Source organism: uncultured Hymenobacter sp. (assembly GCF_964242765.1).
GTDB lineage: Bacteria > Bacteroidota > Bacteroidia > Cytophagales > Hymenobacteraceae > Hymenobacter.
Genome location: NZ_CAXTBM010000041.1, coordinates 17,620 through 41,083, shown reverse-complemented (window position 1 = coordinate 41,083; position 23,464 = coordinate 17,620). Strand labels below are relative to the sequence as shown.

Annotated in this window: 20 protein-coding genes; 14 read left to right on the top strand and 6 right to left on the bottom strand. The window is 56.8% G+C overall.

Annotation, left to right across the window (positions count from 1 at the left end; translation table 11 throughout):
- Positions 1-118 precede the first annotated feature (118 nt).
- Both ACFE7X_RS16750 and ACFE7X_RS16745 read right to left on the bottom strand, forming a co-directional pair.
- Complete coding sequence (locus tag ACFE7X_RS16750) at positions 119-2,824, bottom strand: CARDB domain-containing protein (RefSeq protein WP_375436833.1); 2,706 nt, start codon at positions 2,822-2,824, stop codon at positions 119-121.
- Between the two features lie 224 nt (positions 2,825-3,048).
- Positions 3,049-5,046 (bottom strand): T9SS type A sorting domain-containing protein, encoded by a 1,998-nt coding sequence (locus tag ACFE7X_RS16745; RefSeq protein ID WP_375436832.1) that lies wholly within the window; start codon positions 5,044-5,046, stop codon positions 3,049-3,051.
- Between the two features lie 194 nt (positions 5,047-5,240).
- On the opposite strand from ACFE7X_RS16745, the gene ACFE7X_RS16740 reads away from it, so the two are divergent.
- From ACFE7X_RS16740 to ACFE7X_RS16700, 9 genes are all read left to right on the top strand, one after another.
- The gene (locus ACFE7X_RS16740) at positions 5,241-6,077 is read left to right on the top strand and encodes a Rossmann-like and DUF2520 domain-containing protein (RefSeq protein ID WP_375436831.1); all 837 of its coding nucleotides are present in this window, start codon (positions 5,241-5,243) and stop codon (positions 6,075-6,077) included.
- Between the two features lie 60 nt (positions 6,078-6,137).
- Complete coding sequence (locus tag ACFE7X_RS16735; protein WP_375436830.1) at positions 6,138-6,470, top strand: 2Fe-2S iron-sulfur cluster-binding protein; 333 nt, start codon at positions 6,138-6,140, stop codon at positions 6,468-6,470.
- A 100-nt stretch (positions 6,471-6,570) separates the two neighbouring features.
- A complete protein-coding gene (gene iscX, locus ACFE7X_RS16730; protein WP_375436829.1) occupies positions 6,571-6,810 on the top strand; it encodes a Fe-S cluster assembly protein IscX in 240 nt (79 codons plus the stop codon).
- A gap of 161 nt (positions 6,811-6,971) precedes the next feature.
- Complete coding sequence (locus tag ACFE7X_RS16725) at positions 6,972-7,460, top strand: KdsC family phosphatase (protein ID WP_375436828.1); 489 nt, start codon at positions 6,972-6,974, stop codon at positions 7,458-7,460.
- Positions 7,461-7,590: 130 nt separating this feature from the next.
- Positions 7,591-7,785 carry a cold-shock protein gene (locus tag ACFE7X_RS16720; protein WP_022824432.1) on the top strand — a complete coding sequence of 65 codons (195 nt, stop codon included), beginning with the start codon at positions 7,591-7,593 and terminating at the stop codon, positions 7,783-7,785.
- Positions 7,786-7,965: 180 nt separating this feature from the next.
- Positions 7,966-8,910, top strand: a complete 945-nt coding sequence (locus ACFE7X_RS16715) for a geranylgeranylglycerol-phosphate geranylgeranyltransferase (RefSeq protein ID WP_375436827.1) — start codon at positions 7,966-7,968, stop codon at positions 8,908-8,910.
- A 133-nt stretch (positions 8,911-9,043) separates the two neighbouring features.
- On the top strand, positions 9,044-10,270 hold the full coding sequence (locus ACFE7X_RS16710) for a BamA/TamA family outer membrane protein (RefSeq protein ID WP_375436826.1): 1,227 nt from the start codon (positions 9,044-9,046) through the stop codon (positions 10,268-10,270).
- A gap of 189 nt (positions 10,271-10,459) precedes the next feature.
- Positions 10,460-11,608 carry a BamA/TamA family outer membrane protein gene (locus ACFE7X_RS16705; RefSeq protein ID WP_375436825.1) on the top strand — a complete coding sequence of 383 codons (1,149 nt, stop codon included), beginning with the start codon at positions 10,460-10,462 and terminating at the stop codon, positions 11,606-11,608.
- A gap of 270 nt (positions 11,609-11,878) precedes the next feature.
- Positions 11,879-13,180 (top strand): glycosyltransferase, encoded by a 1,302-nt coding sequence (locus ACFE7X_RS16700; protein WP_375436824.1) that lies wholly within the window; start codon positions 11,879-11,881, stop codon positions 13,178-13,180.
- Here ACFE7X_RS16700 and ACFE7X_RS16695 read toward each other — a convergent pair.
- The 4 genes from ACFE7X_RS16695 to ACFE7X_RS16680 are packed head-to-tail and all read right to left on the bottom strand — an operon-like array spanning position 13,118 to position 16,707.
- Entirely contained in the window at positions 13,118-13,717 is a 600-nt protein-coding gene (locus ACFE7X_RS16695; RefSeq protein WP_375436823.1) for a class I SAM-dependent DNA methyltransferase, read from the bottom strand. The two genes, ACFE7X_RS16700 and ACFE7X_RS16695, sit on opposite strands and share 63 nt — an antisense overlap.
- A 34-nt stretch (positions 13,718-13,751) precedes the next feature.
- Positions 13,752-14,744, bottom strand: coding sequence for an L-glyceraldehyde 3-phosphate reductase (gene mgrA / locus ACFE7X_RS16690; protein WP_375436822.1), 993 nt, complete (start codon positions 14,742-14,744; stop codon positions 13,752-13,754).
- A 45-nt stretch (positions 14,745-14,789) separates the two neighbouring features.
- Positions 14,790-15,530, bottom strand: a complete 741-nt coding sequence (locus ACFE7X_RS16685; RefSeq protein WP_375436821.1) for a PIG-L deacetylase family protein — start codon at positions 15,528-15,530, stop codon at positions 14,790-14,792.
- Complete coding sequence (locus ACFE7X_RS16680) at positions 15,523-16,707, bottom strand: acyl-CoA dehydrogenase (protein WP_375436820.1); 1,185 nt, start codon at positions 16,705-16,707, stop codon at positions 15,523-15,525. The genes ACFE7X_RS16685 and ACFE7X_RS16680 overlap by 8 nt, the downstream gene beginning before the upstream one ends.
- Positions 16,708-16,914: 207 nt before the next feature.
- Between ACFE7X_RS16680 and purH the strand changes: the two genes are divergently transcribed.
- The 5 genes from purH (at position 16,915) to mrdA (ending at position 23,437) form a co-directional block, all read left to right on the top strand.
- The gene (gene purH, locus ACFE7X_RS16675) at positions 16,915-18,450 is read left to right on the top strand and encodes a bifunctional phosphoribosylaminoimidazolecarboxamide formyltransferase/IMP cyclohydrolase (protein ID WP_375436819.1); all 1,536 of its coding nucleotides are present in this window, start codon (positions 16,915-16,917) and stop codon (positions 18,448-18,450) included.
- A gap of 387 nt (positions 18,451-18,837) precedes the next feature.
- On the top strand, positions 18,838-19,863 hold the full coding sequence (locus ACFE7X_RS16670) for a rod shape-determining protein (protein ID WP_331145880.1): 1,026 nt from the start codon (positions 18,838-18,840) through the stop codon (positions 19,861-19,863).
- 89 nt (positions 19,864-19,952) lie between these two features.
- Positions 19,953-20,885 (top strand): rod shape-determining protein MreC, encoded by a 933-nt coding sequence (gene mreC, locus ACFE7X_RS16665; RefSeq protein ID WP_375436818.1) that lies wholly within the window; start codon positions 19,953-19,955, stop codon positions 20,883-20,885.
- Positions 20,886-20,944: 59 nt separating this feature from the next.
- Positions 20,945-21,409: a hypothetical protein gene (locus tag ACFE7X_RS16660; protein ID WP_375436817.1), complete on the top strand. Its 465-nt coding sequence runs from the start codon at positions 20,945-20,947 to the stop codon at positions 21,407-21,409.
- Between the two features lie 189 nt (positions 21,410-21,598).
- Positions 21,599-23,437 (top strand): penicillin-binding protein 2, encoded by a 1,839-nt coding sequence (mrdA, locus tag ACFE7X_RS16655; RefSeq protein ID WP_375436816.1) that lies wholly within the window; start codon positions 21,599-21,601, stop codon positions 23,435-23,437.
- The last annotated feature ends 27 nt before the right edge of the window (positions 23,438-23,464 follow it).

The window sequence follows — 23,464 nt, the reverse complement described above, 5'->3', positions numbered from 1 at the left end:
GTTGGTAAAAGCTCCTGCGCAACGTAGGTGATGGATCAGGTTTCGCTACTTGCAATGAAATACACTAAAAAAGGGCAGCCAAACGGCTGCCCTTTTTTGGTTGCTCTCGGCTTTAGCCTTACTTAGTAAGCACAAGCTGACGAGTAATAAACTCGTTTCCGGTCTGCACTTTAAGCAAGTACAGGCCACTAGCTAAGCTGGAGACGTTGAGTTCGTTGGTGAAGTTGTCTTTGAGACTAGCCGTATGCACCACTTGGCCAAGTTGGTTGATAACCGTTGCGTGGAGCAGCCCTTTGGCGTTGGCGCCTTGCACCGCCAGCTTCACCAGGCCAGTCGTCGGGTTAGGATACATAGCTACCGCCCGGTTCAGTGCTGCCGACGTGCCTTGTACAATGGAAAGTTGTGCGTCTAAGACAAATACGCCCAGATTGTTAGTGGCTGCGTCTGCGAGGGCAGTGCCGCCAGTAGCCGAGAAAGGCGCTACAGTGAAGAACGTTGCCGGACGCGTAGGAACCTCGTCAATAGTAGCCATTGGGAAATAAGCAGTTGATGCCGCCGTCTGCACAAGGCCTACGTAGAAATCACCGACCGCCACCGAAACTGGGGTAGTGAGGGCAAAGGATTTTAATTGATCGATGTCGGCGGCCTGTACTACGTAATCGGCAGAACGGCCAAGCAGCCCCCCGGTTGAGTTAACCACCACGGCATACACGGTCTTGCCCACTGTTTCATCATCGCCCAAGCCAGCGGCTACTGCCGTAACAGTACGAGCTACGGGGGTAGTGAACTTCGCTACGAAGGCTGCCGTGGTATTGGCCCCAAACCCAACGCTGTTGGTGAACGGCCGGTTGTTGGCGTAGCTGTAGGTGTTGGTTGTCACAACTTGCGCGTACGTCTGCGTGTTGTTGGAAGCCAGGCCATCAGCCGGTACCGCCACGGTAATGGTATTGTTGCCAACGACCGTGGGCGTAAAAGCAGCAAAAGAAATGGTAGTAGAAGCGCCCGGCGCCAGCGTTGGTACAATGGTGCCGTTGGTGAAAGTGTTGGCACCCGTCACGTTCACCGTGACGACGAGGTTGGTTACAGCCGCCGAGCCCGTGTTGCTCACCACAGTTTGTATCACCTGGGGAGTATTGACTGGCGCTTTGCCCAACGAGTAGATAACCTGAACGGCCGCATCGTTGGTTGGTACAGCGCTGGTTACGGCCTCTAGCATGTAGCGGGCATTGTTCGTGGTGTTGCTAGCTGGCGGGCCCGGCGCAGACACGCTAAACTGAAAGTAGGTATTGGGGCGGGCGGGTATTTCTGCCTGGTAGGCCATTGGAAACGCCTGCGTGCTGTTGGCCGGTACCACTTGGGCTAGTCCAGCCAAAAAGTCGCCGGCAGGCAGCAACGGATTAGTGGTCAGGCTGAAGGTGTGCAGCGTATTCAAGTCGGCAGCCGTCAGCACATAATCAGCCGAGCGGGCCAGAATATCCCCGGTTGTAAAGTCAGCTAGCGCACCAAACACCGTTTTGCCGACTAGGTTAGGGTCGTTGCCGATAGTGGCTTGTACTGCCGTTCCGAGCCGGGGCGTATTCAATGTGAACTTGGCCCCGAAGGCGCTGGTAAAAGTCGTAGCAGTGGGTGTAAAGCCATAACTACTGGTTTGCGGGATGCCCGGGTAGATGTAGGACGTCGTGGTAAGGTCCGTTGCCATGGCCAGCGTCTGCGTGTTGTTGAGGTTGTTGCCGTCACTCGGAACCGAAACCGTGAGCGTGTTGCTGCCCGCATTAGGCAACGCTACGTTGGCAAAGCTTACCACACTGGTGGCGCCGGGCGCCAAAGAAACCACAGTCTGGGCGGGAGCACTCACCGTATTAGCGCCACTCACGGCCAGGTTCACACCCACGTTGGAAAGAGCTGCCGTACCCGCATTGCGAATCACGGCCTGAAGCGTGGTAGGCTGACCAGCCGGCACCGTTAGTTTGCCATAGGCGTAAATCAACTGCACCGCCGCGTCGTTGGCAACAGGTAGCGTGAAGCTGTAGGTGCGGCCCGGATCTGGCAGAGCCGTCGTCCGAATGTTGTGGGCGTTGTTTACATAGTTGCCCGCTATGAAGGTGGTGCCCGACCAAGGGGTAGCCGAGGCCTTTACGCCCAAAATCAAGTCGGTGGCTGCCGTGCTTGCACCCTTAACCCCCACGGTTATAAACTTGGCGATATCGCCGGCAACTGGACCCGCCGTGGCGGGGCCATACACGAAATCAACCTGGTTGGTGGTTTCGTAGAGCTTCACCTGAAAGGAAATATTGGCGTATTGCACGCCAAAAGTACCGCGGGCTTTGTCGCTCACGTTTTTCCACTGAACGGTGCATATTCGGTTAGGGGCCGTGCCGGTCGTTGCCACGCGGTACTCGGTAGCTCCCCCCGAACCGGCCAGCAGATCTTGGTTGAAGGGGAGCAGTAAGTTGGTATCCGGGCCAGTTACCGGGCCGTTCAGCAGCGACTGAGCGCCATCGGTGTAGTAGGGAGCTACCGGAGCTGTGGTTCCCAGCTTCAGGTAGCCGTTGGTGTTAAGGACAAAGTCGGTAAACGCGGTGCCATTGTAGGTGAACGTAAAACCGATGGGTGTTGCCGCCGAGTTAGCATCGTCCGTGTTTGGGGTTGCAATAGCCGTTCCGCCAGTACCGAGGTCGGTATACATGCCCGCCGCGTTAATCACATTGGCCGCACTATAAAACTGCGCATTTGCCACCGTAGTGCCTGCTGCTAGTAGCCCAGCCAGCGCCAACTTATGCCAAAAACCGGTGATTTTATTCACCCAAGGGTAGTTGTTTCTCATGAGAAAAGTGAAGAAGATGGAAAAGGAAGAGAGGCTTAGGAAAAGGTTGCTAAGCAGCGTCCTGCCGGAGCATAGCGTATGCTCTAATTTGCTGATTATTCTTGAGATTACCCAGGTGTCTTGCTACTCGAAATAGGCTCTTAACCACTATCATTAAGATGGCAATTAGCGCATAGAAAAGGGCAGCCACTCGGCTGCCCTTTTCTATGCTTCTATGCTGCAAACTACTTGGTTAGCATCAGCTGTCGGGTGGTGTAATCAGCGCCAGTCTGCACTTTGAGCAAATACAGGCCATTAGACAGGCTGGAGAGGTCGAGTTGGTTTTCTAAGTTGTCTTTCAAAGCCGAGGTGTACACCGTCTGGCCAAGTTGATTGATAACTGTAACATTCAACCGGCCCTTGGCATTAGCCCCGCGTATGTCGAGCTTCACGAGGCCGTTGGATGGGTTTGGAAACATGGCTACCGCCTTATTCAGCGCCTCCGATGTGCCTTGTGGAATGGCATTCGTGACGGCTTCAATAATAAAGAGGCCAATGTTGGCATTGGTTGCCGAAGTAGTAATGTCAACCGGTGCCCCCCCTGTTAGTGCAGTTACGTAAATGGCTCCGGCACGGGTAGGGGCCTCTGCCTGCGTGCCAACTGGAAAGTATGCCGTGGTAGCATTAGCTGTTTGGGCAATACCCACGTAAAATTCACCTGCCGCTAAGGCTACGGGAGTGTTGAGCGTAAACGACTTAAGAGTGCCAATGTCGGCAGTAGCTACTGTGTAGTTAGCAGAACGGCCTACGAGTGTGCCGGCAGCATCAAGTAGTACTGCATAAATGGTATTGCCTACGCTACGGGTGTCCTCGATACGGGCTGCAACCGACGTAGCTGTACGGGCGACGCTGGTATTGAATTTAACAGCCAGGACGCCTTCATTCGTCCCAAAGCCCGCACTACTGTTGCTGGTAGTCAGGGCAGGATTGTAATAAGCGAAAGTGGTGCCTTGTACTTGTTGACTGTACGTCTGCGTGTTGTTGGCAGCCGTACCATCCGTTGGCACCGCTACGGTAATGGTATTGGTTCCGGTTGCCGTTGGAGTGAAGGCGCCAAATGAAACCACAGTAGCGGCGCCAGGCGCCAGCGTAGGCACAATTACGCCGTTTGTAAAGGTGGTAGCCCCCGTCACGTTAAGCGTGACAGCAAGGTTGGTGAGGGCCGCCGAGCCGACATTGCGTATCACGGCCTGCACCACTTGCGGAGTGCTAGGCGGCGTTTTGCCTATGGCATAGATGTACTGCACGGCCGCGTCGCTGGCGGGCACCACCCGGAACCGATAGGTCCGACCAGCGTCCGGCAGAAAAGTGTTGCGGATGAAGTGAGCAGCTAGGCTAGCTTGCCCGCCCTGTACTACCACGTTAGTGAAAACAGTACCGCTCCAAGCCTGCTGGCTAGGCTTGGAGAGCAGGCTGAGTTCGTCTAAATCAGCTTGCGTAATGGTAGTGCCGCTGCTGAGCGCATTGCCCTTCAAGCCAATAAGAAACGGCTGGCCAAGTGGAGTGCTGGTTGTGGCAGTCCAGGCGCCATATACAAACTCAATGGTGTTAGTGCCTTCATACAGCTTGATTTGAAACTGCATAGTGGCAAGCTGAGCATCTACAGCCACCGAGCCATCAGGGTTGAGGCTAGCCTTGTCGCGTAGGTTCTTGAACTGGATGGTACATACTTGGCTACCAGGTGCCCCCGTCGTCACCACCCGAAATTCGGTGGGATTAGCCACCTGGTCGGCTGCCCCCTGCAAATCCACTCCCGAAGCTGGTGCGATGATGTTGGCATCCGTAGAGTTCAGGAGCGCTTCCGTATCGTTGGTGGCGGTGGGCGCCACGGCGCCTAGTTTAATAAAGCCGTTGGTATTGAGAACGAATTGCGTGAAAGAAACTCCGTTGTAGGAAAAAGCAAAACCAACGTTCTGGGCGGCTGAGTTGGCATCATCCGTGTTAGCGGTGCTAATAACTGTGCCGGCAGTGCCCAAGTCGGTGTAAGTACCCGCAACGTTTTGTCCTTGGCTAGACACGTAAGGATTGGAAGATATCCGACCAGCTGTGCCCGATTGGGGACTTATTATCTTCTTATAGTGGCTAGTTGGTAGGTGGTCCTGCGCCTGGCTCGCTACTGTGCCGGCCGCCAACAAGACCGTTAGAGCCAGCTTCCGCCAAGGCGCGATGTGCAAATTTGTCATTGGGTAAAGGTTTGGGAAATGAAAATAAGGTTTGCGTGAAACAAGAGATATGCGGCCAAAGCAATATATAGCGCAGCATTTCCGGCCCCTCAAGTTGCTGTTTTATCTTGAGAATTTGCTAGGCTACCGTAATAATCTGCGGCTGCACCTGCGTTCTTTGCTTTCCCGCTTTCTTTGCTGCTTCTAGCTTCCTAATGACACCAACCCAGGCTTCTTCTTTGCGCGTTGCCTTGCTTGGGGCGGGGCGGGTAGCCAGCCAGCTCGGACTGGCCTTGCACCAAGCCGGCCACCAAGTGCCGTACGTCTGGAGTCGTACCACCGCTTCCGCGGCGGCACTGGCAGCTACACTGCCCCACACCCAGATCCTGCCCGACCTGAACCTGATGGCCCTGCCACCCGCCGATGTGTACCTGCTGGCCGTATCCGACGCGGCGGTGCCGGTTGTGCTAGCCCAAGCGCAGTTCCCAACGGGCGCCATCGTAGCGCATACGTCCGGGGCCGTGCCGCTTGCTGTCTTTGGCTCTTATCCAGGAGTGCAGGGCGGGGTGTTCTACCCGCTTCAAACCTTTAGCGTGGGCCGAACTTTGAATTGGCGCACCGTGCCGCTTTGTATCGAGGCCGTTACGCCTACCGCGGAAGCCACTTTACTTACGCTAGCGCATACGCTCAGCGCCAGTGTGCAGCGCGTCGATACCGCGCAGCGGCAAGCCATGCACCTAGCGGCCGTTTTCGCCTGCAACTTTCCCAACCACCTGCTGGGCATCAGTCATGCGCTATTGCAGGAGCAGCAATTGCCCTTGGCGCTATTGGGGCCTCTCATTCAAGAAACCGTGGAGAAAGCGCTTGCAAATCCCCCGTTTACGGTACAAACCGGCCCGGCGGCCCGCCAAGATGAGCCCACGTTGGCTCGCCACCGGGGGGCGCTAACCGCATATCCCGATTGGCTTGAGTTGTATAACCTGTTGAGTGACAGTATAAAAAGGCAGCAGGCGGAAGGCGGCTTAAACAACCAGGGCCAGCAAGAGCTTTGAATCGGGGGCAGGCATGCGTACCTTTGTCCCCTCGTTTTTGCCTCGTTTGAAGATCCCTTCGTGAAAGCTGTCAACATTACCTTCCAATTTCAAGACGGCCAGCCAGCCCAAACCCACGTTGCTGCCGAAGGCGAATCGGTTCTGGACGTCGCCCTCAACAATGATATTCAGCTTCAGCATAACTGCGGTGGCGTGTGCGGCTGTAGTACCTGCCATGTGTATGTGTTGCAGGGAGAAGACGAGCTGCCCGAAATCAGCGACAAAGAAGAAGACTTTATTGATCGTGCCGTGAATCCGCGCATCAATTCGCGGCTGGGCTGTCAGTGCGTGGTGCAGGCCACCACGCAGGATCTGGTTATTCTCATTCCCCCGCAGCATTTCCTGGGGCATTAATTTACAACGGTAAATAACGGAACTGTTAAGGGGTTGGCTAGCCCATAAGCTACGTGCCCGCCTAACCACTTAGTTGTTCAACCATTCAATAACTCAAGACATGGCCCACTTCGAGCCCCCGATTCATTGGAATGACCACGAAGACGTGGCCATAGCTCTCTACGAAAAGTTTGGTGACGATTTTTCGGAAGCAAAAATTTACCGCATCCGCTTCACGGAATTGCTCGACTGGGTGCTAAGCCTGCCCAACTTTGTTGGGACCAAGGAAGAAGCCAATGAAGGTCATTTAGAGCAGATTCAAGCCAAGTGGGTGTACGAGTGGCGCGACAACCAGAAATAGCCACAACTCTTGAAATCAAATAAACTGCCATCTAAGCAGCCCGCAGGACCTTTTAGCTGGTAGCATTGTAATTTCTAATCGGGATTATAGTGCTATCTGTCAGCTAAAAGGTCCTGCTTGCGTAACAGGAACGGCCTTCTCTTCTCTCCCTTACTCCGCTTATGCAGCCAGATTTATCTGTTATAAAGGTATTTATTTTCGATGTGGACGGAGTGCTAACCGATGGTAGGCTGCTGGCGCTTAACTCGGGCGAGCAAGCCCGCACCTTTCACATCCGCGACGGATTCGCCATTCGGCACGCCCTCAAGCAGGGCTACCGCATTGCCATTATCTCGGGGCGCGAGGAAGAAGGAGTGCGCAAGCGGCTGGAGTCGCTGGATGTGCGCGACATTTTCCTGGGCGTCGATGACAAGATGAAGATCTTCAACACCTACATCAACACCTACCGCCTCGACCCCGCCCACATTGCCTACATGGGCGACGACCTACCCGATGTGGAAGTGATGCGCCGGTGCGCTCTGGCCGCCTGCCCCGCCGATGCTGCCTCCGACGTGCTGGCAATTAGCAACTACATAGCCGAGAAACCCGGTGGCTATGGGGCCGTGCGCGAACTGCTGGAGACCGTTCTGAAGGCCCAGAAAACCTGGTAGCCATCCGCCTCCGCAACGGCGGTTTAGCGCCCTGACTAAGAGCAATAAAGCCTTTTCCGGGCCGGGTTGCGCTTTTCCTAATTACCTCTATCTTTACCCAATCATCTTATTCACCATTTTCTTTTAGTACATGAAAACAGGAACCGTAAAATTCTATAATGAGTCGAAGGGCTACGGCTTCATTACAGATGACGAGACGAAGGAAGACTTCTTCGTTCACGTGACGGGCCTTAACGGGGGCCAGATCCAACAAAACGACCGAGTGGAGTTTGATACGCAGGAAGGTCGCAAAGGCGTAAATGCCGTTAATGTGAAGCGCGTATAAGCTTCAACTTTCCTCCGCTTATTTTGCATTTCGGAAAGCCTCTCCAAAACTGGGGAGGCTTTCTTTCTACTATTTGCTATTTGTAGAGCCGCACGGGCACATTGTAAGTTAGTTAGGCGTTATCTTATTGTTGCCTGAGGCTTTTTTGAGTTTCTATTTCTCGCTTATTGCGTTGTGGCTATGCCGTCTGTTTTCTCGTTTTTCACTGCGGCAGTGGCTAGGCCAATCAAGGCAGACAGCAACCCAGACGGGACCAGTTCCCGCTTGCGGCCCATTGCCCGGCTGATCCGGCTTCCCAACCTGCTGATTATGCTGCTGTGTTTGGTGCTGGTGCGCGCGGGTTTGCTGCATCCCACTACGCCGGTTGCCACTCTGCTCGACTGGCGTTTTGTTCTGTTGGTGCTCTCCACGCTCTGCGTCGGGGCGGCAGGCTACATCATCAACGACTATTACGATGTTAAGATTGACGCCATCAACCGGCCGGGGCGGCTGGTGGTGGGGCGCGTAGTAAACCGCCGGCGGGCAATGCTGGCCCACCTGCTGCTCTCGGGGCTGGGCGTGGGGGTTGCCGGTGTGCTTTCGCCTTTGCTCGGCCTCGTGACGTTGGGGTCGGCGGCGCTGTTGTGGGGTTATTCCGTACGGTTTAAGCGAGTGGCGCTGGTGGGCAACCTGAGTGTTGCCATGCTCACGGGCGCGCTGGTGCTGCTTCCCGAACTGCAACTGCGCACCGGCAACGACAAGGTGTGGGTGTACGCGCTGGCGGCTTTTCTGCTTACCGTGGTGCGCGAGATAGTGAAGGATGTGGAAGACATGCGCGGCGACGCGCAGCATGATTGTCACACGCTACCCATTGTGTGGGGCGTGGCCCGTACCAAATGGGTAGTTGGGTTTTTCCTGGCATGCCTGATGGTGCTGGTAGCAGGAGCGGGTGTTGAGGCCTTGCGCAATGGTCCTCTGTTGTTGGGGCTCTGGCTGATAGTCCTGGTGCTGGGGCCGCTGCTGGCGTTGGCGCGTCTGCTTTGGCGGGCCGACCGGCGGCGGCATTTTGCCAAACTCAGTACCTGGTGCAAGGGTATTATGCTGGCCGGCGTTCTTTCTATGCTGTTGGTGGCCGTAGTTGGGTAAAACCGTAGCAGGTACTGTTGCGTTAGAACAACAATCGGGCTTGATGTGGGCTGGGTTGCTTGCAGAGATTGTTCTGTAAGAGCATGCTAGACGGTAAAGCTCATTCCTTATTCTTTCTTTCCTGAAGCCTTTTATGCGCTTTCTCTACCTGCCGCTAGCCTTGGCTCTATGCACCCTGGCGCGGCTCGGCGCTGCTCAAGTAACGCCCACCACCAACGGTTCTGCGCCAGCAGCCCCCCCGCCACCCGTCGGCCTCATCGACGACGGCCCCAAGAAGAAATCCATCTTCGCACCCAGCGACAAGCCTAGCTTTATTCCCGTGCCGATAGCCTTCTATCAGCAGGAAACCGGCTTTGCAGCAGGAGCCGCCATCTTACCAGTGTGGCGCTTTGGCACCGATACCACCGTGCGCAAGTCCAATGCGCGGCTGATTGCCTGGTACTCGCAGGAGAAGCAGAGCACCATTCAACTCACGCATACCATCTTCACGCCCGGCGAGAAGTTCTTCTTCTCCGGTGAGTTGAGCCGCTACGACCAGAAGCTGTTCTATTATGGCATCGGCAACGATAATTCCACGAATGCGGAATCGGAGCTGACGTACAAGCTGCTTATTTTCGACGAGAAAGCCCTGGCAAAAGTAGCTCCCAACTTATTTACGGGTTTGCGCTACCGCTTCACCAACACCACCGACATCCAGCCAGAAGGCAGTGCCGACAACGGTGCCACTAACTCATTTATAACGGATCCGCGCCTCGACGGCCGCGAGCGGAATGACACTCGGGTGTCAGGCTTGGGACCCGCGCTGCTCTACGACGGTCGCGACAATGTGCTGGCTACGTACCGCGGCGCGTTCGTGGATGCGCACGTACTGTTCAACGGCGGCGCCCTTGGTTCCGACTTCAAGTTTACGCGCTATCAGTTGGATGCACGGTATTTTCAGCCACTTACCACGTCCAACAACACCATTCTGGCACTGCAATACCTGACGCAGCTGCATACCGGCGACGTGCCGTTTCGGGAGCTAGGCGGCCTGGGAGCCAACCTTGGCGGCGCGCTTTACAACAGTGCCGGTCTGATGCGGGGCCTTTATGAAACCCGTTTCCGCGACCGTCAAATGATGACTTTTCAAGCCGAAATCCGGCAGAAACTCTTCTGGCGAATTGATGGCGTGGTGTTTGGAGCCGTGGGCCAGGTCGGCTACAAAGTAAATGAGTACACCTTCGACCAAACCCGGCTGGCGGGTGGTGGTGGCCTGCGTTTCCGTTTCAACCGCCGCGACCGGCTCAACATCCGCCTCGACTACGCTGGCGGCACCGATACCTCACCTAGTATCTATTTCGCTGTTGGGGAAGCCTTCTAAAGGGGGGGTCTATAGCCTAGGAAAGTAAGAGAAAACGGCCCTTCCGCGGATAGCGGAAGGGCCGTTTTTCCTTTTGGAAAGGTTGCGAGCAGCTTAAACGAGCAAGTGAATCCGCGGAAGCTGAACGTAGCGTATCTTCCGGACCCGACGTTGCCGCTGTGGCAACCAACTGCGGGTTAGAGGTCGTTTATGCGTCTAGGGTACCCGTTTATTGTGTTATTGATTTTCTTGAGTTTGCGGGTTGCTGGGCAAGCGCCACCTGATTCAATAAACCGCCCTGCTACTGTGTTGAAGCGGGAGAAAATCAGCTTTTTCCCTATTCCCATCGTCTTTTCGCAGCCTGAAACTGGCCTGGGATACGGCGCCGCCATCTTACCGGTCTGGCGCTTTGGCCTAGATACTACGGTGCGTAAGTCCAACGCCCGGCTACTTGCCTGGCGCACGCAGGAAAAGCAAAGCTTGGTGCAACTCACGCACAGCATCTTTACGCCGGGCGAACAGTACTTTGTCAGCGGCGAATTAAGCTATTACTACCGGTTCCCCATCAACTACTACGGCACCGGCCCCCGCACCTCCCGCGACGACAAGTCAGTTATTCAATACAAAGTCTTTATCGGGCAGCAGCGAGTGCTCCGGCGGCTGCGCCCCAACCTGTTTGCTGGTTTGCAAGGCCGCCTCACCGACCTACGCGACGTGCAAGTGAACCGCGACATCGAGCGCGACGGCGTGGTAGTAGCCCCTAGCCGCCTCTACGAGCGCGCCCTGCGGCAGCGCCAAGACACCCGCATAGCCGGCATTGGCCCGGTGCTGCTCTACGACCACCGCGACAACGTGCTAAGTGCCTACCAGGGTTCTTATGTGGAGCTAAGCGCCTTGTTCAACGGCGGCACCTTTGGCAGCGACTACAACTTCGGCCGCTACCTGCTCGATGCCCGCCGCTACGTATCGCTCGATACTAACCACAAAACTGTGTTGGCTGGTCAGGTAGTGGGGCAGTTTCAGGCCGGCCAAGTGCCGTTTCGGGAGCTAGCCAACTTGGGCGGGGATAAGCTACTGCGCGGCTACTACGAAGGTCGCTACCGCGACCGGCAGTCGGTGGTGGCGCAGGTGGAACTGCGGCGGCAGCTGTTTTGGCGCCTGAACGGCGTTTTGTTTGGCGGAGTAGGGCAGGTGGGAAACACCGTGGCTGATTTCGATGAAGGCGGCCTCAAATACACGGGTGGCGCGGGCCTACGCTTCAAGTTCAACCGCCGCGACCGGCTCAACATCCGTTTCGATTACGGCGTGGGCCGCGACGGTTCTACCGGCTTTTATTTCAGCTTCGGTGAAGCCTTCTAAAGAAAGAAATTTAGTGTCGGCCGCCTACTTTCAACCGAAAGCTCACGGTGCAGGTTGAGGCACTTAGAAGCGCACAGATATCCGCGCATGCCATCATGTTAACAACGCGGCTATGGTACTAAACCAAGCTGCGCTGTTGTGATTTCGCTACCTGAACAGGCGAAGTGCTAAACAAATTGTGAATGAGATGCTTGTATACACGAAGCTCGACGCTGAATTGCGAAGAGCTTTTTCCTGTATTCGCTTCACAATTCGAGTAGAACACGATTAATGGCTCTCCCTGCTCGGCCTCGTGCTGTTGCTGGTCAACAACCTCTGGTTGTTCAGCAAAAAGTACTGTGGCCCACCACACCACCTAATGCCCGCTTACGCTTCAGCGTCATTGTTCCAGCTAAAAATGAAGCGGAAAACTTACCCGCTACCTTGGCAGCTTTAGCAACGCAAACTGACCAGCACGGCCAACAACTTGATTTCGCCAGCTACGAAATTCTGGTGCTGGCCAATAATTGCCGTGATGAAACGGCTAACGTGGTCCGGGCCTTTGCTCAGCAGCATCCAATGCTGGCCTTATACGTGGCCGAAGTACAACTGCCGCTTAGCGAGGCGCACGTAGGCCAGGCTCGGCGCCTACTGATGGATGAGGCCTGCCGCCGCCTCGAATGCACCGCTGGCGCTACCGGTATCATTGCTAGCACCGATGCTGATACCCGCGTAGCGCCAACTTGGCTGGCTGCCACGCAAACAGAAGTGAAAGCTGGCGCCGACGCAGTTGGCGGCCGGATTTTCCCCGAACACACCGCTCGTAAAAGCTGCTTGGTGCGGCGCACGCACTTGCGCGATGCCACGTACCGGCTGCTTTGTGCCCACCTCGAAGCCTTAATTGACCCCGACCCCGCCGACCTGTGGCCCCGGCATCATCAGCATTATGGAGCTAGCCTCGCCATTACGGTGGCCGCCTACCGCCAAGTAGGCGGGCTGCCTGTGGTGCCTTTCTTGGAAGATGAGGCGCTGTGCCAGGCCCTACGCCGCTACGACCTTAATCTACGCCACAGCCCCGCCGTGCAAGTTGTTACGTCGGCTCGCTATGCAGGGCGGGTAGCCGTTGGTTTGTCGTGGCAATTACGCGAATGGGCCAAAATGATGCGCAAGCAGCAGGAGCCGCTGGTGGAAAGTGGCGCCGCTTTGGTCGCCGATTGGACAGTGCGCCGGAAGCTGCGTCAGCTTTGGCACCAAACTCGGCAGCAGCCTCGCCAACAGGCACTGCCTTCGTGCATCCGGCTGGCGGCCTTGCTGAGTGTGCCTGCCGGCCCGCTAACTCAGCAGATTACCAGCGCTTCAACCTTTGGGGTGCTGTGGGAATGGGTGCAAACACACCGGGCCGCTTGGCGCCGCGGCCACCTAACTACGCTGCCTGAAGCGTTGGCAGAGTTGCGGTATTTGATAGCCCAAGAGCAAGAGGCCAGCTTGCACGCAGACAGTCTACCAACATCAGCTCTAACCCGCTGGTCGTTAGTGCCGAGCCAGCAAGTCCAGCCGGTATTGCGTAGCCCGGTGGCCATGCAGATGCTGTAAGGGGCCGCCGGAGATAGTTTTATCGAGAAAGTGCTGATGCACTTCGTCGCCGGTGAGGGGATAGTCGTGTACGGGCGGCGTCCAGTGTACCAGCAGCAGGTGGCCGCCGGGACGCAGCGCCGTCAACAGTTGGTCGGCTACCTGCTCCAAATCCGGGGCGCTCCAATAGTAGCCCACCTCCGACAGCACAATTAAGTCGAAAGAAAGGTCCGTTGGAAATTCAGTTGGCAGCGTCATTTGTCGGAACTCCACTTGCGGCAACTGAGCACAACGCTGCCGGGCACGTTCCAGCGGGGCTTCGGCTACGTCAACCGCCAACAGATGCTGGCAGCGCGCCGCTATTAGCTGAGTTAGAACCCCTAACGAACAACCCACTTCAAAAGCGCTTTCATAGCTGGCCTTAGGTAAGGCCGCTACAGTATCGGCGTACTTAGCTTGCTCGTAAGGGCTAGTTTCGAAGCCCCACGGGTCAGTAGTAGCGCGGTACACCTCGTTGAAATACTCGGGAGGCAGTGTATGCGGTTGATTCGGGTTCATGAAACGCGTTTCGAGTGAGCGCACAAGCTGCGCGCTACGTGGCCAGTATTTTTTCTATTGAGGCAAGTTCTTCGGAGCTGAACTCAAGATTATGCAGGCAGTGCAGCGAGTCGGTGAGCTGCTCGGGCTTGCTGGCTCCGATGAGCACCGACGTAACCCGGTTGTCTTTTAGAATCCAGGATAGCGCCATTTGGGCCAAGCTTTGTTGCCGCGCCTGAGCCAACTCATTGAGTTGTTTGATTTGGTTGAGCCGCTCGGGCGTGAGTTGGGTTTCTGTCAGGAATCCTACGCCCTTGGCCACTCGCGAATCGGCTGGAATGCCGCCCAGGTATTTGTTGGTGAGCAGGCCCTGCGCCAACGGCGAGAACGGAATGCATCCTACCCCTTCCTTTTCCAACAAGTCGAGCAGGCCACCTTCCACCCAGCGCTCAAACATCGAGTACTTGGGCTGGTGAATCAGGCAGGGCGTACCAAGCTGCCGCAGCAACTTAATGGCCTCGGCCGCCTCGGTGGGCTGGTAATTGGAAAGACCCACGTACAAGGCTTTGCCCTGGCGCACAATCAGGTCGAGGGCGCTCATTGTTTCCTCCAGGGGCGTATCGGGGTCGGGGCGGTGATGGTAGAAAATATCCACGTACTCCAGGCCCATGCGCTTCAGGCTCTGGTCGAGGCTGGCTACCAGATATTTTTTCGAGCCCCACTCGCCGTAGGGACCTTCCCACATGTGGTAGCCGGCTTTGCTGGAAATAATTAGCTCGTCGCGGTAGCTGCTGAAATCTTCGTGCAGAATACGTCCGAAGTTGATTTCGGCGGAGCCAGGAGGCGGACCGTAGTTGTTGGCTAAATCGAAGTGCGTGACGCCACTATCGAATGCCCGCCGCAGAATAGCGCGCTGGTTGGCCAGCAGATCCACGTCGCCGAAGTTGTGCCATAGGCCCAGCGAAACGGCTGGTAGCTTCAGGCCACTTCGGCCGCTGCGCCGATACGGTATCTCTTGATAACGCGCAGGATTTGGTAGGTAGTGCATAAGGGGCTGGGGTTAGACAACGGCCGGCAACATAACAAGGCTTTTCTACATCACCTCCAGATACGCCTCGAACGGGTGCGCAAAGTGCGCCAGCATTTCCGAAGACAGCATGAAGCCCGTAGGATCATCGTCGATGATGCCCGGCGCTAGCTGTGAACGGTGCGCGGCAATGGCGCGTTGCTTCAGGCCCAACACCGAACCGATATCGAGCCGCCAACCTACGGCTTCGCCCGGTTGCGGTAAGTCAGTAGGAGCGGCTCGTTCCCAAGCCCACACCACGTATTCGAGCAGGCGCGGCGGCAGTGGTAAGCCGTCCATAGCGGCCCGCACCAATCCACTGGTGGCGCGGTGGTCGGGGTGCGGGTCGCGGCGCCAGGGGCAGAGCACGGTAGTCGGTTTAGTTGCCGCAAACAGCGTTCGTAGCTGTGCTGCTGCGTCCTGAAAGTATTCCTGCCCTTCGCTAGGCACTTGGCTATCAGGCAAACCCAAGCAGATAGGCGGTGCCTCAACTCCCAATTCAACTAGTGCCTGCCGCAACTCGGCCTCACGCAGGGCCTGGCGGGCAGCAGGCGGAAACTTCCGTGAATTCGGGTGCGACATGGTGCCGTCACTAATTAGCACCACATGAACCGACACAGCCGCCTGCCGAAGTAAAGCAATCAGGCCCCCGCAGCCCAACGATTCATCGTCGGGGTGGGGCGCAATAACCACCGTTGTCCCGAGCGTGGCGGCATATTCGGCGGGGCGCAGCGGGAGCGTGTAAAAATCGAAAGCGGAACTACTCATGCCAAAGCTGGAACGCTGGGGCTTTGCGGTCGAGGGCGAAGCGGCCGGCATCGGCCTGCGCTGCATCGGGGGCGGGCTGGCGCAAGTAGTGCGTCAGGTCGCGGTGCAGCCGCTCGAATGGCTCGGGTTTGAGTAAGCCACGGGCACCCACGCAGCGCTCGGCGAGTTGCAACACGCGCAGGCAAATATCTTCCACGGCCGTACGCATCATGTTGGCATAGGCTACGGTAGCCTCGGCACCGGTTTCGGCGGTGGGGCGGCTGGCATGGTCGGCGGCGCCGCGCAGCCAAAGGGTGCCGCTTTCAATCAGCAAGGCCATTTCGCCGAGGCGCTGGCGCTGGTAGGGGTCATCGGTTCGGCCTAGGGCCTGCAGGAAGCGGCGGGTTTCGTCGAATATGGCTTCGGCACCGCCAAGCTGCACGGCCGCAAACCGGATGGCCCCGCCGCTGAACCACGGTTGCCGGTAATAGTCGCCGGGCTCACCTAGCAGGTCGTCGTCACTTATTTCGAGACCAGTGAAGTCGGCCCGGCTGCTGGCGGTGCCCCGCATGCCCAGGGGACGCCAGAAGCTGGCATCGAGAATTGGTTTTTTGTTGACAGCCGGCAGCACCAGCAGTTGCCAGCCGCCATCAGGCAATGCCGCCGTCAGCAATGGGCAACTCAGGTAGCCAGCGCCGGAAGCAAAAGTTTTGCTGCCGTGTAGGCGGTAGCGCCCATTGGCAAGTGGCTCTAGCTTCACGCCATCCGCCGCTTCCGTGTTCCAGACTCCAAACCAACATCCGGCCTGCGCATCAGACGCCCAGCGCGCCACCTGCGTGCTGGTGCCGAGGCGTTGCAGGAGTTGCAAAGCGTTTACGTGGCCTTCGTAGAGCCGCCCCATCACCAAGTTGCCCCGGCCAATATGCTTGAGCGTGTGAAGTAGCGGCAATGTCTGTTCTGCTTCAGCTAAGTCGGCGCCACCCAAAACTGCTTGAAGTGGCGCCGTAAGCAGCCCCGCTTCGTGCATCCAGCTGAATTCCTGCTCCGGAAAGCCTCCTTCGAAGTCGGAGTGAATAGCCTGCGCAAGTAAACGCGGTGCCAGCTCGGCGGCGGCTACTTCCGGAGCAGAAAACAGCGGCGATACTGCCAAGTTACTAGCCGCTGTGGCTTGGCTCGGCAAAGTGAATACAGAAGACATAAGCAGAACAGTAGATAGCACTGATTGACAGTGCCAACAAAACCTTATAGATGGGGTTGCTGCTTTTCAACAGCTGAGGTTGGCGCTTGTTCAGCTTTGGCGGCATTTGCCGCTTGCTCCCAACAATTACACATGGGCACTTGGCATGGCCGTCCTGATGGAAGTACCTTCGTGGCGTCGTTCGTTTTTCCATCTAAAGCTTCCGCTATGTTGCAGCCCATTCGTTCCGCTCTGGTTTCCGTCTATTACAAAGACCGTTTAGAGCCGTTGGTGGCACTGCTCAAAGAGCATGGCGTAACGTTGTACTCCACGGGGGGCACGCAGCAGTTTCTGGAAGAGCAAGGAGTTGAAGTAACGGCCGTCGAGAGCCTAACGGGCTTCCCGGCCGTGTTCGGTGGCCGCGTCAAAACGCTGCACCCGAAAGTGTTCGGCGGCATCCTGCACCGGCGCCACGAACCCGCCGACTTGGCCGAAGCCGAGCAACACCAGATTCCGCCCATCGACCTGGTGATTGTGGACCTCTACCCGTTCGAGGAAACAGTGGCTTCCGGGGCGCCCGAAGCCGATATTATCGAGAAGATTGACATTGGCGGCATTTCCTTGCTGCGCGCCGCCGCCAAAAACTTCCGCGACGTGCTCGTCGTTAGCAGCCGCGACCAATACGAGGCCGTAACCGAATTGCTTGGCCAGAAGAACTGCGCCACCGACCTCGAAGACCGCCGCCAGTACGCCGCTGCCGCTTTCGCCGTTACCTCGCACTACGACACGGCTATCCATCAGTACATGGTGGGCGCTTCAGCATCAGGTTCTGCGACTACAACAGCCAGTGAGCAGCCTGCCACGCCGCTGCGCTACGGCGAGAATCCGCACCAGTCCGGTACTTTCCACGGCGACTTGGCTGCCCTCTTCGACCAACTGCATGGCAAGCAGCTCAGCTACAACAACCTGGTGGATGTCGACGCGGCCGTGTTGCTGATGCAAGAGTTCCAAGCCGACGGACCAGCGGCCTGCGCCATTCTCAAGCACACCAATGCCTGCGGCGTAGCCCAGGCGGCTACTCTCCATGAAGCCTACCTCAGCGCCCTGGCCTGCGACCCGGTTTCCGCTTTCGGGGGCGTTATCATTATAAATAAGCCGGTGGATGCCGCTACCGCCGAAGAATTGAACAAGCTCTTCTTCGAGGTGCTTATTGCCCCCGAGTTTGAAGCCGATTCCCTGCCGGTGCTGCAAAGCAAGAAAAACCGGATTCTGCTGCGCCAAAAGCCGGTGGGGTTTCCTGCCAAGCAGGTAAAGACTTTGCTCAACGGCGTAATCGAGCAGGATTTCGACCGGGCTACGGAAGGGGCTGCCGAGTTCCGGACCGTTACCGAGTCCGAGCCAACGGCAGAGGAAGTAGCGGCGCTGGAGTTTGCGCTCAAAGTTTGCAAGCACACCAAGAGCAATACTATTGTGCTGGCGCGGGCCGGGCAACTGCTGGCTTCGGGTGTGGGGCAAACCTCGCGCGTGGACGCGCTGCGTCAGGCCATCGACAAAGCCAAGTCGTTCGGTTTCGATTTGCAAGGGTCGGTTATGGCTTCCGACGCCTTCTTCCCCTTCCCCGACTGCGTGGAAATTGCCGGTGAAGCGGGCATCCGGGCGGTGGTGCAGCCCGGTGGTTCCATCAAAGACAAAGACTCGATTGATGCCTGCAACCGCCTCGGTATAGCCATGGTGTTGACCGGCGTGCGGCATTTCAAGCACTAAACAGCCGTCTGCGTTAACTAGAGGCACTTGGCTGTGTTTCCGCCGCACGCTTCATCTGCCCAAACTTGAATAGGTAGCGCAAATGCTTAGTGCAAAACTTTGCTGTGTGAATTAGCTGAGCAATTACTAATCCCGTTTTGTCGTTCAAAGTGGCGTTCAGCACTTGCGCTGGGGGGCAGCTACTTGCGCTTCCCCCAGCTTCCCCTGTAGCTTTTGCAAGCACGAGCGGTAAAGGTTTGTCGTTTAGGAAGCTCGCCTCAACAAGAAGACAAAATGCTTCATCATACTGTGCTCGGATAGGTCGGGCTTCCCTGAAACTTCCGTACTTTTGCCCCACTTTTTGTACAAGTGAATCTTCGCTTGTGCTCATTTTCTCGCCGTCAACCAATGGGTTTCTTTAACTTCCTTACCAGCGACATCGCCATCGACCTGGGTACGGCCAATACGCTTATCATTCACAACGACAAAATTGTGGTGGATGAGCCCAGCATCATCGCAAAAGATCGTACCACCAATAAAGTAATTGCCGTAGGTCGTCAGGCGCAGCAAATGCACGAAAAGACCCACGATAATATCAGAACCATTCGCCCCCTCAAAGACGGCGTAATTGCCGATTTCCACGCTGCCGAGGAAATGATTAAGGGCATGATCAAAATGATTGACACGCGGAACCGGCTGTTTCAGCCCTCGCACCGCATGGTCATTTGCATCCCGTCGGGCATTACAGAAGTAGAAAAACGCGCTGTGCGTGACTCCGCCGAGCACGCCGGCGCCAAAGAAGTTTGGATGATTCAGGAGCCAATGGCCGCCGCTATTGGTATCGGTATCGACGTCGAGCAGCCCATCGGCTCCATGATTATCGACATTGGGGGTGGCACCACCGAAATTGCAGTTATTGCCTTGTCGGGTATCGTCTGCGACCAGTCCATCAAAACGGCCGGCGACGTGTTCAATCAAGATATTCTCGACTATATGCGCCGGCAGCACAACCTGCTGATTGGCGAGCGGAGCGCCGAGCGCATCAAGATAGAAGTAGGGGCGGCCCTTACCGAGCTAGAGTTCACGCCCCCCGACTACGAAGTGCGGGGCCGTGACCTGATGACGGGCATTCCGAAAGTTATTAAAGTAACGTCGTCGGAAATTGCCATTGCCCTCGATAAGTCGGTGGCCAAGATTGAAGAAGCGGTGCTGAAAGCGTTGGAAATCAGCCCGCCCGAGTTGTCGGCCGATATCTACGAAAACGGCATTCATTTGACCGGCGGCGGGGCTTTGCTGCGCGGCTTGGACAAGCGCTTGGCCGTCAAAACCAAGCTGCCCATCCACATTGCCGAAGACCCGCTGCGCGCCGTGGTGCGTGGTACCGGCAAAGCCATCAAAGACATTCAGGCCTTTAGGGGCGTACTGCTTACTTAATTCGATGAAGCGTAAAGCGTGAGAAATGAAGAAGTGGCAACCGTCCAACCTCTTCATTTCTCACGCTTTACGCTTCATGCTTCATTGACATGAGGAATTTGTTCGCTTTCCTGTTTCGCTACCGAGGCTTGCTCGTGTTTGCGCTGCTGGAAATAGCGAGCTTGTACTTGCTGGTTCGCAATAGCACGTATCAGCGGGCAGCGTTCTTCAACTCGGCTAACACCTACGTGGGGCAAATTCTGGCTGCCCGCAACCGCATCTACGACTACTTTCAGCTGGAAAGCATCAACCAGCGGCTGGTGCAGGAAAATGCTACGCTGCGTCAGCAGCTTTACAGCAGCGACCTCAGCCACCGCCAATCCGATAGCTTGCCCGTGCCCCAAGACAGTGTGTCGCGGGTGCGGCTGGCTCGCCTCAGCCACCCCGATTCCCTGCTGCTGGGGTTGCGCACGCTGCCCACCCGCGACCCGGACTACCCACTTATTCCGGCCCGGGTTGTGAACAACACCATGCGCCGTGTGGATAACTACCTGACATTGAACGTGGGCAACCGCGACGGGGTCCGCACTGGCATGGGCGTGCTCTCGGCGGCGGGGGTAGTGGGCCGGGTGAAAGTGGTGAGCGAGCAATTTGCCACTGTTACGTCGTTGCTGCACTCCAAAACGTTTGTCTCCGCTAAAATCAAGCGCGACAACACCTTCGGCAGCATCAAGTGGCTCGGCGACGACCCCACCTACGCTTTGCTCGACAACATTCCGCGCCAAAACAAGCTGGTCCGCGGCGACACTATCGTTACTTCCGGCTACAATGCGGTGTTTCCGGAAGGAGTTCTAATCGGTACTATTGACTCGTTTTTGAAAGAGCCCGACAAGAATTTCTGGACCGTACGGGTGCGGCTGGCCGTGAATTTTTCGAATCTGGAGTACGTGTACGTGGTCAACCCACGCCTGAAAGCCGAGCGGGATACGCTGGAAGCACGCGCGGGCATCAAGCCAGTAGAGGCAGGGGAGGAGCGGCCATGAAGGGAGCAGGAGCTATACTGTTGCAATTGCTGCGCTTCGTCTTCTTTGCGGGGGTGCATATGTTGCTAGTGAGCCGGCTGGTACTTTTCGAGCTGGGCTGGTGCTTTTTCTATCTGGGGTTTCTGCTGTTTCTGCCCATTGGCACCTCCATCGTGTTGCAGCTAGTGCTCGGCTTTGGTATGGGCTTGCTGATGGACATTTTCTACGATACCGGTGGCGTGCACGCTGCCGCGGCCGTGTTGCTGTGTTACCTGCGCCCCTGGGTGTTGCGCCTGCTCACGCCCCGCGATGGCTACGAAGCCTCCGACTCGGTGAATGTGCACCAAATGGGCGGGCAGTGGTTTGTTGTGTACACCGTGCTACTCATAGGAGTACACCACCTGGCCTTTTTCCTGCTGGAACTCGGTAGTTTCCGGGCCTTTGGCCTTACGCTCGTGAAAGTAGTGGCGAGTACGCTCTTCACGGGCCTCACGCTGCTCATCGTCCAGCTGATTTTCTTCCCCACGCGCCGCCGCGGCCGCTAGTGGTGAGGTTATGAGTTGATGAATTGGGCGTTCGGGTTGCGCATAGCGCGCAGCAAAAATCCCAAACGTATGAATTCGCCACTTCGCCATTTCATCATTCCACAAAGGCACCACTTCACCCTTCCCCTTGTGTACCTTTGTGAATCCGGCCGGGTGGCCGCAAATGCTTTCTAATCAGAATATACGGCTTTGCAATACCTTGAAGGACGGCGGTATGTGGTGATGGCTATTTTTCTGGTGGTGGCTATCACCTTTGGCGCCCGTCTGTTTTACATCCAAGTACTCGATGGTAGCTATAAGCTGGCTGCCGACCGCAACACGCTCCAGCGCATTGTGCAGGTGCCGTATCGTGGCCTGATCTACGACCGCAACAATCAGCTGCTGGTCCAGAACACGCCGGTTTATGACCTGATGGTGATACCACGCGAGGTGAAGCAACTAGACACGTTGCGGTTTTGCGAGCTGCTGCAACTGCCACTAGAGGAAGTGCGCGAAGGCTTGAAAGCCGCCCGCAGCTACAGCCGCGTGAAGGCGTCGCCGCTAGTTCAGAACCTAAGTACGCCTGAGCTGGCTACCATTCAGGACAACCTGATTGACTTTCCCGGGTTCAGCATCAAGGCCCGTATGGCGCGCTCCTACCGCACCGAAAACATGGCCCACGCGCTGGGCTACGTGGGAGCCATTACGCCGGCTTTTCTGGAAAAAGAGAAATATGCCAAGTACCAGCCCGGCGACTTTCTTGGCATCAGCGGCATCGAGGCGTTTTATGAACCGCAACTCATGGGCCGGCGCGGGGTGCAGTACAAAATGGTGAACGTACGTGGCATCGAGAAAGGCGCTTTCCGAAACGGCGAGTTCGATACGTTGTCGGTGGCCGGGCAGGACCTGCACACCAGCATCGACATCGAGTTGCAGAAATACGGCGAGATGCTGATGAAGAACAAGCGTGGTTCCATTGTGGCCATCGACCCAAAAACGGGGGAGATTCTCGCCATGGTGTCGTCGCCGGGTTTCGAGCCGTCGGTGCTCACGGGCAAGGGCATGGGCAACCGCTACATGGCGCTGCTTCAGGACACGGCCAAGCCCTTGTTCAACCGCCCGCTGATGGCCACGTATCCGCCCGGCTCGGTCTTTAAAGTGGTGAACGAGCTGGTGGCGCTGCAAATGGGCGTGGTAACTCCCCAAACGGCTTTCGACTGCAACTGGAAGCTGGTGCGCTGCACTCACCGCCACGAATATCCGAGCAACGTGGGTATTGCCATCAAGCAAAGCTGCAACCCGTACTTTTTCCAGGTGATGCGCGCTGCCGTACTACGGGGCCGTTCGGCCAACCGCTTCGAAGATGCCCGCCTGGGACTGGGTGAGTGGCGGCGCAAGGTGATGGCCTTCGGGCTCGGCGACAAGCTGGGCGTCGATATTTCGCAAGAGAAAAAAGGCCTGATTCCGTCGCCGGAGTACTACGACAAGCGCCTGGGCTACCACCGCTGGAACTACCGCACCGTGTACTCGCTGAGCATCGGGCAGGGCGAGTTGGGCATTACGGGTCTGCAAATGGCCAACTTGATGGCTACTATTGCCAACCGGGGCTGGTATTATACTCCGCATTTCGTGCGCGGCATCGGCAACGGCGGACCACTGCCACAGTATAGCGTGCGCCATACCGTTGGGGTTGATGCGCAGCATTTCGAGGACATTATTCCGGGTATGCAAGCCGTAGTGGATGGCCGCGGCGGTACCGGCGAAAACGCTTCGCTGCTTGACGTGGGTATTTCGGTGGCCGGCAAAACCGGTACCGTTCAGAACCGGCACGGCGAAGACCATGCTACCTTTGCCGCCTTCGCCCCGGCCGAGGACCCCAAGATTGCTATTGCCGTCTTCATCGAAAATGCTGGTTTTGGGGGTTCTTCCGCCGCTCCCATGGCTTCCTTGATGATGGAGAAATATCTGCGCGGGAAAGTAGCGCCATGGCGCAAGCGCTGGGAGGTTTGGCTTCAGAACCCCGCCAACAGGTTCATTAGGCACCACTAGCTTCAATTAAAAATTGAGAATTAGGAA

Bases quoted from the DNA above. Each gene is read 5' to 3' on its own strand.
- ACFE7X_RS16685 (WP_375436821.1), bottom strand. From the start codon at position 15,530: ATGAGTAGTTCCGCTTTCGATTTTTACACGCTCCCGCTGCGCCCCGCC.
- purH (WP_375436819.1), top strand. From the start codon at position 16,915: ATGTTGCAGCCCATTCGTTCCGCTCTGGTTTCCGTCTATTACAAAGAC.
- mreC (WP_375436818.1), top strand. From the start codon at position 19,953: ATGAGGAATTTGTTCGCTTTCCTGTTTCGCTACCGAGGCTTGCTCGTG.
- ACFE7X_RS16745 (WP_375436832.1), bottom strand. From the start codon at position 5,046: ATGACAAATTTGCACATCGCGCCTTGGCGGAAGCTGGCTCTAACGGTC.
- ACFE7X_RS16700 (WP_375436824.1), top strand. From the start codon at position 11,879: ATGGCTCTCCCTGCTCGGCCTCGTGCTGTTGCTGGTCAACAACCTCTG.
- ACFE7X_RS16750 (WP_375436833.1), bottom strand. From the start codon at position 2,824: ATGAGAAACAACTACCCTTGGGTGAATAAAATCACCGGTTTTTGGCAT.
- ACFE7X_RS16670 (WP_331145880.1), top strand. From the start codon at position 18,838: ATGGGTTTCTTTAACTTCCTTACCAGCGACATCGCCATCGACCTGGGT.
- ACFE7X_RS16680 (WP_375436820.1), bottom strand. From the start codon at position 16,707: ATGTCTTCTGTATTCACTTTGCCGAGCCAAGCCACAGCGGCTAGTAAC.
- ACFE7X_RS16715 (WP_375436827.1), top strand. From the start codon at position 7,966: ATGCCGTCTGTTTTCTCGTTTTTCACTGCGGCAGTGGCTAGGCCAATC.
- ACFE7X_RS16695 (WP_375436823.1), bottom strand. From the start codon at position 13,717: ATGAACCCGAATCAACCGCATACACTGCCTCCCGAGTATTTCAACGAG.
- ACFE7X_RS16720 (WP_022824432.1), top strand. From the start codon at position 7,591: ATGAAAACAGGAACCGTAAAATTCTATAATGAGTCGAAGGGCTACGGC.
- iscX (WP_375436829.1), top strand. From the start codon at position 6,571: ATGGCCCACTTCGAGCCCCCGATTCATTGGAATGACCACGAAGACGTG.
- ACFE7X_RS16740 (WP_375436831.1), top strand. From the start codon at position 5,241: ATGACACCAACCCAGGCTTCTTCTTTGCGCGTTGCCTTGCTTGGGGCG.
- ACFE7X_RS16705 (WP_375436825.1), top strand. From the start codon at position 10,460: ATGCGTCTAGGGTACCCGTTTATTGTGTTATTGATTTTCTTGAGTTTG.
- mgrA (WP_375436822.1), bottom strand. From the start codon at position 14,744: ATGCACTACCTACCAAATCCTGCGCGTTATCAAGAGATACCGTATCGG.
- ACFE7X_RS16710 (WP_375436826.1), top strand. From the start codon at position 9,044: ATGCGCTTTCTCTACCTGCCGCTAGCCTTGGCTCTATGCACCCTGGCG.
- ACFE7X_RS16725 (WP_375436828.1), top strand. From the start codon at position 6,972: ATGCAGCCAGATTTATCTGTTATAAAGGTATTTATTTTCGATGTGGAC.
- ACFE7X_RS16660 (WP_375436817.1), top strand. From the start codon at position 20,945: ATGTTGCTAGTGAGCCGGCTGGTACTTTTCGAGCTGGGCTGGTGCTTT.